Annotated in this window: 9 protein-coding genes and 2 pseudogenes; 6 read left to right on the forward strand and 5 right to left on the reverse strand. The window is 66.0% G+C overall.

What is annotated here, in order from left to right:
* The 3 genes from ACZI8Q_RS05420 to ACZI8Q_RS05430 form a co-directional block, all read right to left on the reverse strand.
* Window positions 1–175, reverse strand: a 175-nt coding sequence (locus ACZI8Q_RS05420; RefSeq protein ID WP_463372563.1) for a helix-turn-helix domain-containing protein, incomplete at its 3' end; no start/stop codon positions are given.
* A gap of 123 nt (window positions 176–298) precedes the next feature.
* Window positions 299–1,516 carry an acetyl-CoA C-acetyltransferase gene (locus ACZI8Q_RS05425; protein ID WP_463372484.1) on the reverse strand — a complete coding sequence of 406 codons (1,218 nt, stop codon included), beginning with the start codon at window positions 1,514–1,516 and terminating at the stop codon, window positions 299–301.
* 39 nt (window positions 1,517–1,555) lie between these two features.
* Window positions 1,556–2,554: an SGNH/GDSL hydrolase family protein gene (locus ACZI8Q_RS05430; RefSeq protein WP_463372485.1), complete on the reverse strand. Its 999-nt coding sequence runs from the start codon at window positions 2,552–2,554 to the stop codon at window positions 1,556–1,558.
* Between the two features lie 135 nt (window positions 2,555–2,689).
* Here ACZI8Q_RS05430 and ACZI8Q_RS05435 point away from each other — a divergent pair, with 135 nt between their 5' ends.
* From ACZI8Q_RS05435 to ilvA, 4 genes are all read left to right on the forward strand, one after another.
* Window positions 2,690–4,075: a cystathionine beta-synthase gene (locus tag ACZI8Q_RS05435; RefSeq protein ID WP_463372486.1), complete on the forward strand. Its 1,386-nt coding sequence runs from the start codon at window positions 2,690–2,692 to the stop codon at window positions 4,073–4,075.
* Between the two features lie 9 nt (window positions 4,076–4,084).
* Window positions 4,085–4,618: a hypothetical protein gene (locus tag ACZI8Q_RS05440; protein ID WP_463372487.1), complete on the forward strand. Its 534-nt coding sequence runs from the start codon at window positions 4,085–4,087 to the stop codon at window positions 4,616–4,618.
* Window positions 4,619–4,639: 21 nt separating this feature from the next.
* Window positions 4,640–5,812 carry a cystathionine gamma-synthase gene (locus tag ACZI8Q_RS05445; protein WP_463372488.1) on the forward strand — a complete coding sequence of 391 codons (1,173 nt, stop codon included), beginning with the start codon at window positions 4,640–4,642 and terminating at the stop codon, window positions 5,810–5,812.
* Window positions 5,813–5,929: 117 nt separating this feature from the next.
* A complete protein-coding gene (gene ilvA, locus ACZI8Q_RS05450; protein ID WP_463372564.1) occupies window positions 5,930–7,093 on the forward strand; it encodes a threonine ammonia-lyase in 1,164 nt (387 codons plus the stop codon).
* 15 nt (window positions 7,094–7,108) lie between these two features.
* Here the strand turns inward: ilvA and ACZI8Q_RS05455 are convergent, their stop codons facing one another.
* Together ACZI8Q_RS05455 and ACZI8Q_RS05460 are read right to left on the reverse strand one after the other, a co-directional pair.
* Window positions 7,109–7,870 (reverse strand): FAD:protein FMN transferase, encoded by a 762-nt coding sequence (locus ACZI8Q_RS05455; RefSeq protein ID WP_463372565.1) that lies wholly within the window; start codon window positions 7,868–7,870, stop codon window positions 7,109–7,111.
* The gene (locus ACZI8Q_RS05460; protein WP_463372489.1) at window positions 7,864–8,049 is read right to left on the reverse strand and encodes a hypothetical protein; all 186 of its coding nucleotides are present in this window, start codon (window positions 8,047–8,049) and stop codon (window positions 7,864–7,866) included. The genes ACZI8Q_RS05455 and ACZI8Q_RS05460 overlap by 7 nt, the downstream gene beginning before the upstream one ends.
* 183 nt (window positions 8,050–8,232) lie before the next feature.
* Here ACZI8Q_RS05460 and ACZI8Q_RS05465 point away from each other — a divergent pair.
* A pseudogene (locus ACZI8Q_RS05465) lies at window positions 8,233–9,552 on the forward strand (condensation domain-containing protein); the annotation flags it as partial.
* Between the two features lie 21 nt (window positions 9,553–9,573).
* Window positions 9,574–17,292: pseudogene (locus ACZI8Q_RS05470) on the forward strand (amino acid adenylation domain-containing protein); the annotation flags it as partial.
* Window positions 17,293–17,457 lie beyond the last annotated feature (165 nt).

Below are 17,457 nucleotides of genomic sequence, written 5' to 3' on the forward strand. Positions count from 1 at the left end.
GTGCGGTGAACGCAAACGCGCCCTCGTCACCGAAACGGTGCACCAGCGTGTAGAAGGTGTTGCGGGAAATGCCCTGTTCGCGGCACAGGCGGGACACATTGATCTGTGTCCCGCCGGCCACCTTGGCCACTGCTTCCACGATGATCGGATTCATCGAAAACCCTTTTCCGCCCATCCCTGAGTGTCACCAGAGTGGACTGTGAGTGTCCTCGATGTCCTGAAACATCAACTGTCCTGCATGTCCTGAACTCAGACACGAGTCCAGAGACTCCTTAACCACTCACAGGCGCGGAGCGCATCAGCTCAGGCGCTCGAGCACCATGGCCATTCCCTGACCGCCGCCGACGCACATGGTCTCGACGCCGAAGGTCTTGTCCTGCTCGCGCAGGTTGTTGAGCAGCGTGTTGGTGATGCGGGCACCGGTCATACCGAACGGGTGGCCCAGAGCGATGGCGCCGCCGGAGACGTTCAGCTTCTCTTCCTCGATGCCGAGCTCACGGGCGGAACCGAGGACCTGCACGGCGAACGCCTCGTTGATCTCGAACAGGTCGATGTCGGAGATCGACTTGCCCGCGAACTTCAGGGCGTTCTTGACGGCCTGGATCGGGCCGAGGCCCATGATCTCGGGGGACAGACCCGAAACACCGGTGGAGACGACGCGGGCGAGCGGAGTCAGGCCCAGCGCCTTGGCCTTGGTGTCCGACATGATGACCAGCGCGGCCGCGCCGTCGTTCAGCGGGCAAGCGTTACCGGCGGTGACGGTGCCGTCGGGGCGGAACACCGGGTTCAGCTGCGAGATCTTCTCGTAGGTGGTGCCGGCGCGGGGACCGTCGTCGGCGGAGACGACGGTGCCGTCGGCCAGCGTGACCGGGGTGATCTCCTTTTCGAAGAAGCCACGGCCAATGGCCTCTTCGGCGCGGTTCTGCGAGCGCACGCCCCAGTGGTCCTGGTCCTCACGGCTGATTCCGGTGAACGAAGCAACGTTCTCCGCGGTCTGGCCCATGGCGATGTAGGCGTCGGGGAGCAGGCCTTCGTCGCGCGGGTCGGTCCAGGCGACGCCGCCTTCGGCGAGCTTCGCGGTGCGGGCCTCGGCGTCGGCGAACAGCGGGTTCTTGGTGTTGGGCAATCCGTCGGCGTTACCGGTGACGAAGCTGGAAACGGACTCGACACCCGCCGAGATGAACACGTCACCCTCGCCCGCCTTGATGGCATGCAGTGCCATACGGGTGGTCTGCAGCGAGGAGGAGCAGTAGCGGTTGACGGTCACGCCGGGCAGGAAGTCGTAGCCCAACTCCACGGCGACGACGCGGGCGATGTTGAAGCCGGACTGACCTGCGGGCTGTCCACAGCCGAGGAGCAGATCGTCGATCTCCTTGGGGTCGAGCTCGGGCACCTTCGCCAGTGCTGCGGCGACCATCTGTGCTGTGAGGTCGTCCGGCCGGATGTCCTTCAGCGATCCCTTCATGGCTCGGCCGATCGGCGAGCGAACTGCTGAGACGATTACTGCCTCGGGCATGGAAACTCCTTAGTTCTGTGTCTGGTCTCACCCGACAACTTACGTGGCGGCAGATTCGGCCGGGATGCCCACCGTGTCCGGGGAACGGTCGCCGCGCCCGAAGCCACGTTGCCGGACGAAACGGTCCACTGCGGCAGACACCCGGGAACTCATCGTCTGCGCCTCCGCAGTCTCCGACACTTCCGGTAGTTCCGGCAGCGGGCCGCCGTGCCACAGTCCGAGTGCGGTCGCGAGGACCGGGACGATCTGTACTGCTGCCAACTCGTAGCCGGCGGCCGAAGGATGAAAGTGGTCGGACGAGAACATCGTGTCCGGGGCGGCCAGAAACTCGGGGGCGAGCAGGTCGGCCAGCGCGACGGGATGCCCACCCGCTGCGAGGACAGCGGCCTTCTGGGCACGCGCCAGACGCAAGCCCCAGGTGCGCACGATCGTGCGTAGCGGTTGCGGAATGGCGGTGACCACCCCCAGGTCCGGGCACGTTCCCACGACGACGACGCAGTTGTGCCTGCGGAGACGGCCCACCGCCTCACCGAGTCGGTGAGCAGACGCCCGGATCGAGTTCTTACGGGTCACGTCGTTCGCGCCGACGAGAATCACCGCGGCGTCGGGCGGTGGGCCGGCGATGAACATGGCGTCCACCTGACCCCGCAGGCCGCGCGAGGTCGCGCCACCGATCGCTTTGGTGCTGAGCCGAACTCGCTGCCCCGTTTCGTCAGCCAGGCGACGGGCGATCTGCACGCCGGGCACCTCGCTCGCACTCAGACAGCCGACCCCCGCGGCCGTGGAGTCGCCGAAGATCATCAGATGTACGTCGTAGGGCACCGCACGCCACCAGCGCACGGGTGTGTCTGCACCCGGCGCGTACACACCGTCGGCCTCGGGTGGTTTGGCGATGTTTCGGCCGATCACGCCGCGCGCCGCAGACGCCTGCGACATCAAATAGTTGTAGGCCGCCCAGGACAGCGTGCCGGCACCCGAACCGGCGACCACTGCCGCCGTCCCCGCCTTCACTCCGAGCTGCCATGTGCTCTTGGGCACTGGTCTCACCTTTCCGCTACCGGGATTGTCTGCGCGGTTGTCTCGCGGTCTGCGTGAGTCTCAATCTAGTCGGACCAGACGATGCGTGCCGGACGTCTGTGAGCACGAGCGGACGCGATCTGGGAACATGGACCCATGCGCATCGCGGAACACGTCGTTGACCTCATCGGCAACACTCCTCTCGTCAAGCTCACTTCTGTTATCGGTGAGAACGCCGGAACCGTTGCAGCCAAGCTCGAGTACCTCAACCCGGGCGGCAGCTCCAAAGACCGAATCGCCGTCAAGATGATCGACGCGGCCGAGGCATCAGGGGAACTGAAGCCGGGCGGAACCATCGTCGAGCCCACGTCCGGCAACACCGGAATCGGTCTCGCGCTCGTTGCGCAGAAGCGTGGCTACAAGTGCGTGTTCGTGTGCCCCGACAAGGTGAGCGAAGACAAGCGCAACGTCCTCAAGGCCTACGGCGCCGAGGTCGTGGTGTGCCCGACGGCGGTCGCACCCGATCACCCCGACAGCTACTACAGCGTCTCCGACCGGCTCGCCCGCGAGCTGCCCGGCGGCTGGAAGCCCAACCAGTACTCCAACCCGGGCGGCCCGGAGAGCCATTACGAGACCACCGGCCCCGAGATCTGGGCAGACACCGACGGCAAGGTCACGCATTTCGTGGCAGGTGTCGGCACCGGTGGCACAATCAGTGGCACCGGCAAGTACCTCAAGGAGGTGTCCGGCGGCAAGGTGAAGGTCGTCGGCGCCGACCCCGAGGGTTCGGTCTACTCCGGCGGTAGTGGACGCCCGTACCTGGTCGAGGGCGTCGGTGAGGATTTCTGGCCCGCGGCCTACGACCCCTCGATCCCGGACGAGATCATCGCCGTGTCCGACGCCGACTCGTTCGAGATGACGCGCCGTCTCGCTCGTGAGGAGGGGCTCCTCGTCGGTGGATCGTGCGGCATGGCCGTTGTCGCCGCACTCGAGGTAGCGGAACGCGAGGGCCCCGATGCGGTCGTCGTGGTGCTGCTCCCGGACGGTGGCCGTGGGTACCTGTCCAAGATCTTCAACGACAGATGGATGTCCTCGTACGGCTTCCTGCGTACACCGCTGGACGGAAAGCCGGACGAGAAGACCGTCGGCGACGTGCTGCGCGGAAAGTCGGGCGAGCTTCCCGACCTGGTGCACACCCACCCGTCGGAGACGCTGCGCGACGCGATCGAGATCCTGCGCGAATACGGCGTATCGCAGATGCCTGTCGTCGGTGCGGAGCCGCCGGTCATGGCTGGGGAGGTGGCGGGCAGTGTCACCGAGCGTGAGTTGCTCAGTGCGGTGTTCGAGGGGCGCGCGCACCTTGCGGACTCCGTCGAGAAGCACATGAGCAAGCCGTTCCCGTTGATCGGATCCGGCGAACCCGTTTCGGCTGCCACGAAGGCGCTCGGCGACAGCGACGCACTCATGGTGGTGGACGACGGAAAGCCGGTGGGCGTCATCACCCGGCACGACCTTCTGGGGTTCCTGAGCGCCGGCGCATAGTCTTGCGCGATGCGAATCCCTTTACGCGGTGTCCTGATCGCTCTCGGTGCGCTGTGCACTCTGACTTCTGTCGGCTGTAGTTCGACAGTCGAGGGAACGGCCGTGGCCACCGCGCAGACCTCGTCCGCGGTCGCCACGGCGCAGGATGCGTCAGGTGGGTCGCGAAGCACCGATTGCGATGCACTCACCGAAGCTCTGGGGCCGTTGGTGGCAGGTCGTGCCGAGGTCATCGAGCAGACGGTGCCCGGCGTGGACGCGCCGATGTGTGTGTGGACCAGAAGTGGCATCAACTTCGGGAGTGCTCTCACCGTGATCGTGAAGGACGAACCGCACGAGCGTGCGGTGATCGAGCAGATGAGGACGATGGACAAGGCGCGGCCGGATCCGCGCGCCGATGCGCTCGGGGCAGTGGCCCTCGACGTGGGTGGTATTGCGGTGATGACCCCGACGCACAACATCGTCGCCAACAGCGTGGACCCCGCGGTGGATGAGGAGTTGAAGCTGGACATGGCGTTTGCAGTCGCCGAATACCTGGCCGAATAGTCCTCCATTAGGCTGGTCGCCATGAGTGAGCAGCGCAGCAAGGCCGACAACATCAGCTGGCAGGGTTTCTCCACCAAGGCGGTCCATGCCGGATTCGATCCGGATCCGCAAACCGGCGCGGTCAATGTTCCGATCTATGCCAGCTCGACGTTCGCACAGGACGGCGTGGGCGGGATGCGGGACGGCTTCGAGTACGCCCGCACGGGGAACCCCACCAGGCGCCCGCTCGAGGCGAACCTGGCGGCTTTGGAATCGGGCACGTACGGTCGCGCATTCGGTTCGGGCATGGCAGCGACGGACTGCGCGCTGCGGGCGACACTGCGTCCCGGCGATCACCTGATCATCCCGAACGATGCCTACGGCGGAACCTTCCGGCTCATCGACAAGGTGTTCACGCAGTGGGGAATCGAATACACGCCGGTCCCCGTGACGGACGTCGACGCGGTTCGTGCGGCCATCCGGCCGGAGACCAAGCTGGTATGGGTAGAGACGCCCACCAACCCGCTCCTGAGCATCGGTGACATCGAGAAGTTGGCAGACGTTGCTCACGAGGGCGGCGCGAAGTTGGTCGTAGACAACACGTTCGCGTCGCCGTACCTGCAGCAGCCGCTGCAGCTCGGGGCGGACATCGCGTTGCATTCGACCACCAAGTACATCAGTGGGCACTCCGATGTCGTCGGCGGTGCGCTCGTGACCAACGACGAGGAGCTGGACAGCGACTTCGCGTTCCTGCAGAACGGTGCGGGTGCGGTACCCGGCCCGTTCGACGCGTTCCTGACGCTGCGCGGCATCAAGACGCTGGAGTTGCGGATGGAGCGGCATTGCGACAACGCGGAGAAGATCGTGGACCTGCTCGCCGGGCACTCGGCGGTGTCACAGGTCATCTACCCTGGTCTCGCCGGGCACCCCGGTCACGGCGTGGCAGCCAAGCAGATGCGGCGCTTCGGCGGCATGATTTCGGTGCGCCTGGCCGGTGGTAGGCAGGCTGCGCTCGACTTCTGCTCGCGTACCGAGATTTTCACGCTGGCCGAGTCGCTCGGCGGGGTCGAATCGCTCATCGAGCATCCAGGCGCCATGACACACGCTTCGACGGCTGGTTCCGCCCTCGAGGTTCCAGACGATCTGGTGCGACTGTCCGTCGGAATCGAGGACGGCGTCGATCTCGTGGCCGACATCGAGAACGCACTCCGCTGACCGGTATTCCGGTACACATTCACCGTTGAAACAGCTTCCACGCGGGTTACTCTTGCCCGCGTGGAAGCTGTCACTCTGGCTCGGATCAGGGCAGCACGGGATCTGCTGGATCCGGTGATGCGTCGAACACCGGCGATCGCGTCACGAGCGTTGTCGGAGCGCAGTGGTCACCAGGTGCTGCTCAAATGTGAGAACCTGCAGCGCACCGGCTCGTTCAAGCCGAGGGGTGCATACAACCGGATCGCCAACCTTTCCGGCGTCGAACGCGCGAAGGGGGTGGTCGCTGCCAGCGCCGGCAACCACGCACAAGGTGTGGCCTGGGCGGCCACCGAACTCGGTATCGAGTCGACGGTGTTCATGCCCACCGGTGCACCGCTTCCCAAACTGGTCGCGACGCGCGCCTACGGTGCCACGGTGCATCTGGTGGGGGAGTCGGTCGACGACGCCCTCGTGGCAGCGAAGGAGTTCGCGATGTCGACGGGTGCGGTACTGATTCATCCTTTCGACCACGCGGACATCGTGGCCGGTCAGGGCACGGTCGGACTCGAAATCCTCGAGCAACTCCCGGACGTGGGCACCGTGTTGGTTCCGGTCGGTGGTGGAGGGCTTCTCGCAGGAATTGCTGCGGCGATTTCGGAACTGGCCCCGCATGTTCGCGTCATCGGGGTGCAGGCCGCAGGTGCGGCTGCGTGGCCTGGATCCCTGGCGGCAGGTCATCCCGTGGCGCTGGAAGCCATGTCCACGATGGCCGACGGAATCGCGGTGGGGAGGCCGGGCGATGTGCCGTTCGCGCACGTGTCGAAGCAGGTCGACACGATCGTCACGGTCACCGAGGATGCGCTGTCGCGGGCGCTGCTGCTCTGCCTGGAGCGGGCGAAGTTGATCGTGGAGCCGGCGGGCGGCGCTGCCGTGGCGGCGTTGATGACGATTCCAGCGGACGACCTCGGCTTGACCGGACCGGTGTGTGCGGTGTTGTCCGGCGGCAACGTCGATCCACTGCTACTCACCCACATCGTCACCCACGGATTGCGTGCGGCCGGCCGTTACCTCGGTGTGCACGTGACCATTCCGGATCATCCGGGTGGTTTGGTGAACTTGCTCGAAGTGGTCAGCGACCACGGAGCGAGTGTCGTGGACGTGGTCCATTCGCGCACTCGCCGCGCGCTTGCTTTGGAGGAGGTGGAGGTGTTCCTGACCCTGGAGACCAGGGGCCGTGAACACCGGCAGGACATGCTCGATGCCCTCGCATCAGCCGGTTATGTTGCCCGGATGCAGGATTGACGGCCGCATACAGGGCTAGCTCGGCCAACCACCGATCGTGACCACGCGAAACTCCTGATCGACGAGCCGGGCGGGTAGTTCGAGTCGGGTGAGGTAGTCGATCGCGCCGCCCGCCATACCGACCGCGGTGGTGCTGGCCATGTGCGCACCCGTACACGTCCGCGCGACGACGGAGACGGTGCGCCATTGCGGAACCGACTCGGGATGCAGCGGTTTGACGGTGCTCGCTGTGGCAACGCCCGCGCCGGACGGGATGGAGATCTGGCAGGTGGGGTCGCCGGGCAGGTCCTGGACTTGAACTTGCCACCGTTCGGAAGGAGTGGTTCCAGCCGCAGCGATGTCACCGCCGAGGGCCACGAGCACACCGCATTCGAGGAGTTCGGCGGTGGAGGCGGCGCAATGATCGGCTGCACTCGCGCGGGCCGTGGCCGACAAGTCCAATTCGACGTCGGCAGGCACGTGTAGATCGGTGCCGTCGACGGTGATGCCGCGCCAATCCGTCCCGCTGACGGTGGGGCCGAGTGTGCTGTTGCCGGCCTGGGCCGCGGCGAGGGCATCGGATACGAAACGAGCGAACATCGGCGTCACGGTGTTGTGCCCGGGCTGCAGGTTGCGGATCTCGGAATCACCCCGATCGCGGTTGGTGGCGACATCGGCGGCGGACAGATATCCGCGGATCAGGTTGGTTGCCGAATCCATGGCGGCCGCGTCGGTGACGACTACCCGGGCATGGAGCCCCCAGACTGACCACTCTTCGGCGTGTCGTGGCGTCACGATCCGCTGGACACGGCGTCTGTGGGCCCGAAGCCGGCCGCGATGAGTGGAGCGGCGGGGGAAGGCTCTTGTGTGGAGTTGTCGATCACGACACTGCCGCCGGCGACGAGGCCGACGAAACCAGCGGAAGCCAGAGCCAAGCGAAGTGGACGGAAGCGCGAGGTTCGTCGTTCATCGGTCATGTCGACCAGCATCCCCGATGAACCTGTGAGGAGCCTGGGAGTGCCCTGGGGTACGTGCTGAGTGTCGTCGATCCGATTTGACCTCTAGGGAAGGTTATGCAAACCTTCCTCGCGAGGGACCGCAGGGTCTACCGAAAGCGAGTCGTCAGTCGCTGCTCCCAGCAAGAATGAGAGAACCACCCCTTGAATCCGGAAGTACATTCTGCTGTCGAGGCCACCGACGTCGCGAAGGAGACCGTAGACGACACCCGTCCGTTCGCGCTCGACGCTGCTCAGCGCGGCATTTGGTTCGCCCAACACCTGATGGGCGATGTCCCGATCACGATTGCGCAATACGTCGACATCGAGGGTGAACTCGATCTCGACGAGCTTCGCCGTGCAGGTCAGGCTGCTGCCCGCGAAATCGGTAGCGGGATGCTTCGCATCGTCGAGATCGACGGTGATCCGTACCAGGTCGTCGACTGTGCGCTCGACGACGACGTGGAGTATCACGACTTTCGGGCGGAATCGGACCCCTACGCCGCGGCCCTGCAGTGGATGCGGACCGAACACACCGCTCCACTCGACATGATTGCTGACCGGTTGATTCGCAGCGCCACCCTGCACATCGGTGACAACCACTACCTCTGGTACTGCCGAATCCATCACATCGCGCTGGACGGCTACGGGGCGATGAAGTTCATGAACCGTGCAGCCGAGCTCTATACGGCTGGAATCCGCGGTGTGGAACCACCACCATCACTGGCCCGTGCCCTGCGGGAGGTTGCGGCCAGCGAGGCGGCGTACCGCGATTCCACCCGGTTCACGACCGACGGCGAGTACTGGGCCGGCCGCTCGCAAGGCCTGCCTGCACCGACAAGCGTGTCTGGCCGCAGCGCCGCTGCCCAGCCCCAGTCGCGTTCCCACGGTGGCGTGGTCCCCGCCGAGGTCGCTGCAGCGGTGGAAACTACGGTCGAGCGTCTCGACTCCGCATTCGCAGCTGTTGCCATCGCCGCAACGGCCGCGTTCGTCGCTCGAATGACCGACACCGAGGACGTCGTTCTGAGCTTGCCGGTGTCGGCTCGCACCAATGCCGTGCTGCGCCGATCCGGGGGCATGGTCTCCAACGTCGTTCCCCTGCGGGTGTCGATAGGCCCCGGCACGACCATCGCCGCACTGGTGTCCGCGGTTCAGCTCGAGATCACCGGTGCCTTGCGTCACCAGCGGTACCGAAGCGAGGACATCCATCGCGATGCGGGCGCCACGATCGATCGGCGGGGGCGCTTCGGGCCGGCAATCAACATCATGAACTTCCACTCCGAGATTTGCCTCGGGGACCTCACGGGCCGGTTCCATGTGCTCTCGACCGGACCGGTCGAAGACCTTTCCGTCAATCTCTACCCGAGTGTGGCAGGCAGCTCGTCGCGCATCGACTTCGAGGCGAACCCCACGCTGTACAGCGCGGACGAGCTCGACGGACACTACACCCGGTTCCTCGACCTACTTGCCCGGTTCGCCGAGGCAGATCCGGAGGACCGGGTCGCTGAACTGGAGATACTCACAGACGAAGAACGTGCGCGTCTAGTACCTGCATCGGGCCCGCAGCCGCCCGCGCCGACAACACTGGCGGAGCTGTTCGCCGAGGGGGTCCGTGCGAACCCCGACGGCGCAGCACTGATAGTCGACGACACCACGATCAGTTACGCCGAGCTCGACCGGCGCAGCACCGAACTCGCCCGACTGCTGCTGGGTCGCGGGGTGGGCCCCGGCGACTTCGTCGCTGTGTCGTTCACCCGGTCCGCCGACGCGGTAGTAGCGGTGTGGGCGGTGGCGAAATCGGGGGCCGCCTTCGTACCCGTCGACCCGACGTACCCGGCCGGACGAATCGCCCACATGTTGTCCGATTCCGGTGTGAGCCTCGGCTTGACTGCCGGCGCACACAGCGCTGCCCTTCCGGGAATCGAGACGCAATGGCTGGTTCTCGACGACCCCGCCCTCCTGTCGCGGTGCACACAATTGTCGCAGGCGTCGGTGACGGACACCGATCGCCTGGTGCCACTGACGCCTGGACACCCGGCGTACATGATCTACACCTCGGGCTCGACGGGGACGCCCAAGGGTGTGGTGGTCACGCACACCGGCCTGGCTGCGTTCGCCGCATCGGCCCAGCCCGAACTCGGGGTGACCCGACATTCGAGAATGCTGCGATTCTCCTCGTCGAGCTTCGACGCGTCCGTGTTCGAAATGGTGCAGGCATTCAGTGCCGGGGCGGCGATGGTGATCGCGCACCCAGATGTGCACGGCGGAGACGAGCTCGCCGAACTGCTCCGGGCGCAACGGGTGACGCACATCATCAGCGCGCCTGCTGTGCTCGGCACAGTCGATGCCACAGGCCTCGATGCGCTCGAGGCAGTGGTCGTCGGCGGCGACGTGTGCCCACCGGGACTCGTCGAACGGTTCGGTACGCTCTGCCGCCTCTACAACAGTTACGGCCCCACCGAAGCGACGATCGTCGTCACGATGACGACGCCGCAGAGCGATCCTTCCGCGATCACCATCGGTGCGCCGATGAAGGGTGCGCGTGCACTAGTCCTGGACAGCCGGCTTCGTCCGGTTCCGCGTGGGGCCCTCGGGGAGCTGTATCTCGGCGGCCCTGGTCTCGCAGAGGGGTATCACAACCAATTCGGGTTGACGGCATCACGATTCGTGGCTGACCCGTTCACTCCGGGATCGGGTGGTCGACTGTACCGGACCGGTGATCTCGTGCGATGGGTCGGCAACGAGGAATCGGTCCTCGAATACGTTGGGCGCGCGGACCTTCAGGTGCAGCTGCACGGTCTGCGCATCGAGCTCGGTGAGATCGATATGGTGCTGTCGAAGCACGAGTCCGTCGATTTCGCAGTGTCCGACGTGCACGAGTACGAGGGCGGCAGTTCCGTACTCGTGTCCTACGTGCGCATCCGGCCGGGTCACGCCTTCGATCCGGTTGCGCTGACTGCGTTCGCCGGGGAATTCCTCCCCGCGAACATGGTGCCGACGGTGATGATGCAACTCGACGAGGTTCCCCTGACGCCCGCGGGCAAGGTGGATCGCCGCGGCCTGCCCTCGCCCGAGTTCGCCACCGACGCTGCGGTGTTCCGGGCACCGTCGACGCCGGTCGAGCAGATCATTGCGGACGCCGTCGCGCAGGTGCTGCACGTCGACGCGGTGGGAGTCGACGATTCCTTCTTCGCGCTGGGCGGTGACAGCATTGTCGCGATTCAGTTGGTGTCCCGAGCAAAGGCAGCGGGGGTGGTGTTCACCCCGCGGGACGTGTTCGAGCGCAAGACTGTTGCCGGTCTGGCGGAAGTTGCCGTCGACCACGCAGCCGCCCAGGCTTCCTTGTTACCGGAGCTGCCGGGCGGGGCAGTGGGCGCCTTGCCGTTGACACCGATCGGGCGAGAAGTTGTTTCTCGGGGCCGCGGCGCCGCTCTCGACTCCTTCTACCAGGCGGTCTCGCTGGCGGCGCCGCCCGATGCCGACCTACCCCGGTTGCGCCGCACGGTCGAAGTCATCCTCGACCATCACGATGTCTTGCGTTCGCGACTCGTCGAGGACCGGCACGAGTTGGTCGTCGGCGCTGCCGGATCAGTGAGTGCCGACGGCATCGTCACCCGTGTGCGTACCGATCATGTTCCCGGTACCGATCGGTTTGCGGCCCTCGTCGAGGCGCAGTGCCGTGGTGCCGTGAGCCGACTCGACGCGGCAGCCGGAACGATGCTGCAGGTGGTGTGGATCGACCCCGCCGACGCCGCAGGAATCCTCGTCGTGGTCGCACACCATCTGGTTGTCGACGGCGTGTCATGGCGAATTCTCGTGCCGGACTTCGCGAGTGCCTGGCAACAGTGGTCCTCGGGCGCCACACCTGAGCTGCCCCCGGTCGGAACCTCGGCACGACGATGGGCACACGCCCTCGCCGACGCAGCCGAAACCGGTTCGGTGATCGACGAACTCGACACCTGGAAGTCCATTCTCGATGAGCCGGTCCGGGCACTCGGGTCCCGTCCACTCGACCTCACTCTCGACACGGGTTCGACCACCCGTCGGGTGTGTGTCGACATCGATTCCGAAACCACCACCGATCTGCTCACCACACTGCCGACGGCGTTTCGAGGGGGCGCGACGGACGGGTTGGTGACGGCACTGGCCCTCGCCTTCGCCCAGTGGCACGGTGATCACAGACTGTTGCTGACCCTCGAGGGGCACGGTCGCGACGAGGCGCTCGTTCGCGGTGCCGATTTGTCCCGCACGGTTGGCTGGTTCACCACCGCATACCCGGCCCTGGTCGCCGTGGGCACGGTCGATATTGATGATGCGTTCGCCGGTGGGCCAGAGGCTGGCAGGGCTGTGAAGGCAGTCAAGGAACAGTTGCGTGGTGTTCCGGGGAACGGCACCGGGTTCGGCCTTCTCCGTCATCTGAGCGGCAAGGGTGAAGCCGCTCTCGGATCACTGGCTTCACCTCAGGTCAGCTTCAACTACCTTGGACGTATCGGTGTCGGCGACCTTCCGGACGCCGTGCGTGAGAACGGTTGGCTCCCAGTTGATACCGGAGTCGACCTGAACGAGTTCAGCGGGGCGGATCTGCCGAGCGCCGTCGTTCTCGACATCAACGCGGTGGTCGGCGACGACGGTCGGCTGTCGGCCACGTTCGACTACCCAGCGGGGGTGTTGACCTCGTCCGAGGTCGACCGGCTGGCACAGCTGTGGCAGGGAGCGCTCGAAGGCCTGGCCGCACACGCGCGCAACTCGGGGACCGCCGGATTGACCCCCTCCGATGTTCCGCTGGTCTCGGTGACCCAGCATGAAATCGAGCAGTGGGAACGCGCCTTCGGCCGGATCGACGACATCTGGTCGCTGTCCCCGTTGCAGTCGGGTCTGCTGTTCCACGCGGGGCTTTCCGTCGGCGCGGTGGACGTGTACACGGCACAGATCCTCCTGGACCTCGGTGGCGACATCGACCCCCGCCGCCTCCACCGTGCCGCACAACGCCTGGTGGACCGGCATGCCGCCCTGCGGACCGCATACGTGTACGACGCTGACGGCGTGCCGGCGCAGCTGGTCCTGGGATCGGTATCCGTGCCCTGGCGTGAGGTCCAGCTGACGGGGGAGGCGGGCGCACTGGACGAGCTTGTCACCGCGGAGCGTACGACACCATTCGATATGTCGACGCCGCCACTGCTGCGGGTCGTGCTGGCCCGCTCGGGCGAGCGAACGACGCTGGTGATCACCAATCACCACATCTTGTTCGACGGTTGGTCGATGCCGCTGTTCGTCAAGGACTTCCTGCTCCTGTATGCCTCGGATGCGCCGATCGCGGAGCCCGCCCGCCCCTACCGCAGATATTTGGGCTGGCTTGCCGAGCAAGACCGTGCAGGCGCCCTCGAAGCATGGGCGAAGGCCCTGGACGGGGCCACCGAACCAACGCTCCTCGCACCGCAGCACACGGGAACGCATGCGGCCCCTCAGGACATCGACGTTCCGATCTCACCGGTGGTGGCCGGTCAACTCGCCGATGTGGCCCACAACAGTGGCGTCACCATGAACACCGTCATTCAGGCCGGGTGGGCAATCCTGCTGTGCGGCCTGCTTTCCCGTGACGATGTGGTTTTCGGGGCCACCGTGTCCGGCCGGCCGGCCGACCTTCCTGGTGTCGAGGAGACGTTGGGTCTGTTCATCAACACGGTCCCCGTTCGTCTGCGACTGGACCGAGACGAATCCGTGGCCGCTCTCCTCGGCCGAGTGCAGAGCGAACAGGTGCGTCTGCTCGACCAGCACCATGTCGGTCTCACGGAAATTCAGTCGGCGGTCGGGCAGGGGAGCATCTTCGACACCCTCACCGTTTTCGAGTCGTACCCCGTCGACCGTTCTGCTCTCGACGCCGACACCGATATCGACGGGCTGCGGGTGCGTGACATCGACGTCACCGACGCCACGCACTATCCATTGGCGCTCGTCACCGTCCTCGAACCGGATGTGCACCTCACCCTCGAATACGCCGCCGAGACGTTCACAGACACCGACGCTCGGCGGATCGCGGATCGACTCGCCCATGTGCTGACGGCGATGACGCAGCGACACACCCCGGTCGGTGCGCTCGACCTGCTCTCGGACGCCGAGCGCACCCGCATTCTGCGGACGTGGAACGCCACCGACCACCGGGTCGACGACGCCACGCTGGTCGACCTACTGGCCGTAGCGGCCCTGCGAACACCCGAGGCGCCGGCGGTGACCTTCGAGCAGGAATCCCTGTCCTACGCCGACTTCGACGCCAGAGCGAATGCACTTGCCCGCCGACTCGTATCGAACGGGGTGGGTCCCGAATCCATTGTGGCCGTCACTGTGCGTCGCTCGCTCGATCAGCTCGTCGCCATTCATGCAATCGTGCGCGCAGGCGGGGCGTACCTGCCTGTCGACCCGCAGCACCCCCAGGCCCGCATAGCTCATGTGCTCGGCAGTGCTTCGCCCACGCTGGTGCTCGCCTCCGCGGGCGATGTCGATGTCGTTCCCGGTGAGCTACCCACCATGCGGGTGGATCGCCTCGACCTCGGTACGGTTGCGAACACCCCTCTGACGGACGCCGACCGAAAATCCCCGTTGCGTCCCGATCATCCCGCCTACGTGATCTACACATCCGGCTCGACCGGCCGGCCCAAGGGTGTTGCGGTGTCGCACGGCGCGATCGTCAACCGACTGGTGTGGATGCAGGGCAGCTACCCGATCGATGGGCAGGACGTCGTTCTGTACAAGACGCCGGCCACCTTCGACGTCTCGGTGTGGGAACTGTTCTGGCCGTTGATGACCGGCGCCCGCACGGTGATCGCCGAACACGACGGTCATCGTGGGCCGCAGTATCTGTCTCGATTGATGGGCAACGAGGGCGTGACGACCCTGCATTTCGTGCCCTCCATGCTCGATGTATTCCTCGAACACGCGGATGCTTCCTCCTGCACCGCGGTGCGCCAGGTCTTCGCCAGTGGTGAGGCCCTCCCGAGGGCCGCCGTCGCTCGGTTCCATCACCTGTTCGATGCTGCGTTGCACAACCTGTACGGCCCGACCGAGGCGGCGGTGGACGTGACGTTCCACCGAACTGATGCCGCAGAGACCGGGCCGGTGCCGATCGGTGCGCCGGTGTGGAACACCCGCGTGTACGTTCTCGATGCTCGTCTCCGCCCGGTGCCGGTGGGAGTGGCCGGTGAACTGTATTTGGCAGGAGCGCAACTCGCCCGCGGATACGTGGGGCGACCGGATCTGACTGCCGATCGATTTGTTGCCAACCCGTTCGTTGCCGGCGCCCGACTGTACCGGACCGGTGACCTGGTTCGCTGGAGCGACGAAGGGGAGCTCGAGTACCTGGGCCGCACCGACTTCCAGGTGAAGCTGCGTGGACAGCGGCTCGAACTGGGCGAGATCGAATCCGTGATTCTCGACCACCCCGATGTGGTGGGGGCGTCGGTCGTGCTGCGGGGAGAGGGGTCCGCGGAGCGGCTTGTCGGCTACGTGGTGCCGCGCTCCGGATACGCCGTCGATCCGGACCGCTTGACTGCTCATGCGGCCGCGGATTTGCCGGCGTACATGGTGCCGTCGGTGATCGTCGCTCTCGATGCGCTTCCGTTGGGCCCCAACGGCAAGCTCGATCGGACAGCCCTGCCCGAGCCACCGCGTACAGCTGGCGACTTCGAGTCACCAGCATCGCGCTCGGAGGTCGCCGTTGCCCGGGTGTTCGCCGATGTTCTCGGCGTCACGGAGGTCGGCGCAACCGACAACTACTTCGATCTCGGTGGCAACTCGCTGACCGCTACCCGGGCCGTCGCCCGCATCAATGCCGAACTGGGTTCGGCGCTCGGTGTCCGTGACCTGTTCGAGGCGCCCACCGTGCGGACCCTGGCGGCAGTGACCACCGGGCCGGTCGCCCGTACCCGTCCTGCTCTCGTCGCAGCCACGCGGCCGGATCGGGTGCCGTTGTCGCCGGCGCAATATCGGATGTGGTTCCTCAACCGATTCGACACCACCTCGGGCGCGTACAACATTGCGGCCGCACTGCGTCTGACAGGCGAACTCGACATCGCCGCGCTCACTTCGTCAATAGCTGATGTGATTGCGCGTCACGAGGTGCTCCGTACCGTCTATCCCGACTCTGCCGATGGTCCGCATCAGGTGATCGTCGACGACTCCGCCGTGGAACTCGTCGCCGTCCCCACCCCGGAGCACGAGCTTCCACCCGCTGTCGAGAAGCTCGTGACCGAGGGTTTCGACGTGACCGCGGAGGTGCCGCTGCGGGTGACCCTGCTCGGTGTCGCACCGCGCGAGCACGTACTGGTTCTGGTGACTCATCACATCAGCGCCGATGGATGGTCGATGGGCCCGCTGGCCCGGGACGTCATGGCTGCGTATGTTGCCCGCACCGCGGGCACGCAGCCCCCGCAACAGCCGCTGCCCGTGCAGTACGCCGACTACGCACTGTGGAAGCTCGACCTCCTCGGCAACGAGGACGACACCGAGTCTCTCGCTGCTCAGCAGATCGAATACTGGACGCAGGCCTTGGCCGGCCTGCCGGAGCGAATCGACCTGCCATCCGACCGTCCGCGCCCGTCCGTCGCCTCGCATCGCGGCGACACCGTCGATTTTGCGATCGGCTCGCAGACATACCGTGCGCTCACGGCTTTTGCCCGCTTTGTCAGCGCCTCGCCGTTCATGGTTCTGCATGCGGCCCTGTCGGTGTTGTTGTCCCGTTTGTCCGGTAGCGCCGACATCACAGTGGGTACCCCCGTCAGTGGCCGCGGGGCCGCAGAGCTCGACGACGTGGTCGGCATGTTCGTCAACACCTTGGTCCTGCGCACCCAGATAGATCCCGCGCACACATTCGGATCGATCGTCGAGCACATCCGCGACGCCGATCTCGCCGCCTACGCGCACGCCGACATTCCGTTCGAGCGGCTGGTGGAGATCGTCGACCCGGTCCGGTCCACGGCACATCACCCGTTGTTCCAGGTATCGCTGTCCATCGACGATGTGCCGCCCCCGCGCATCGACCTTCCCGGGCTTGCCGTCGAGGCACTTCCTCTCGACGAGGCCGTTGCCAAATTCGATCTCCAACTGTCGGTGACCGAAAACCCGGACGACATGGGCGCTCAGGGGCGGTGGACGTTCGCCACCGATCTGTTCGACCGCGAGACCGTCGAGGCAATCGGTCGGCGATTGGTCCGAATTCTCGATGCCGTGCTGTCGGACCCCGCCCTCGCCGTTGGTGACATCGACCTTCTCGACGATGCCGAGCGCAGCGCACTCGCAACGCGAAACGACCGGCGAGTCCTCGCTCCCCGCACTCTCCCGCAGATCCTTGCGGACGGCGTCGCGGCAGGGGAGACCGCCCTCGTCACGGACGAGACGCAC

Source organism: Rhodococcus quanlei (assembly GCF_055231015.1).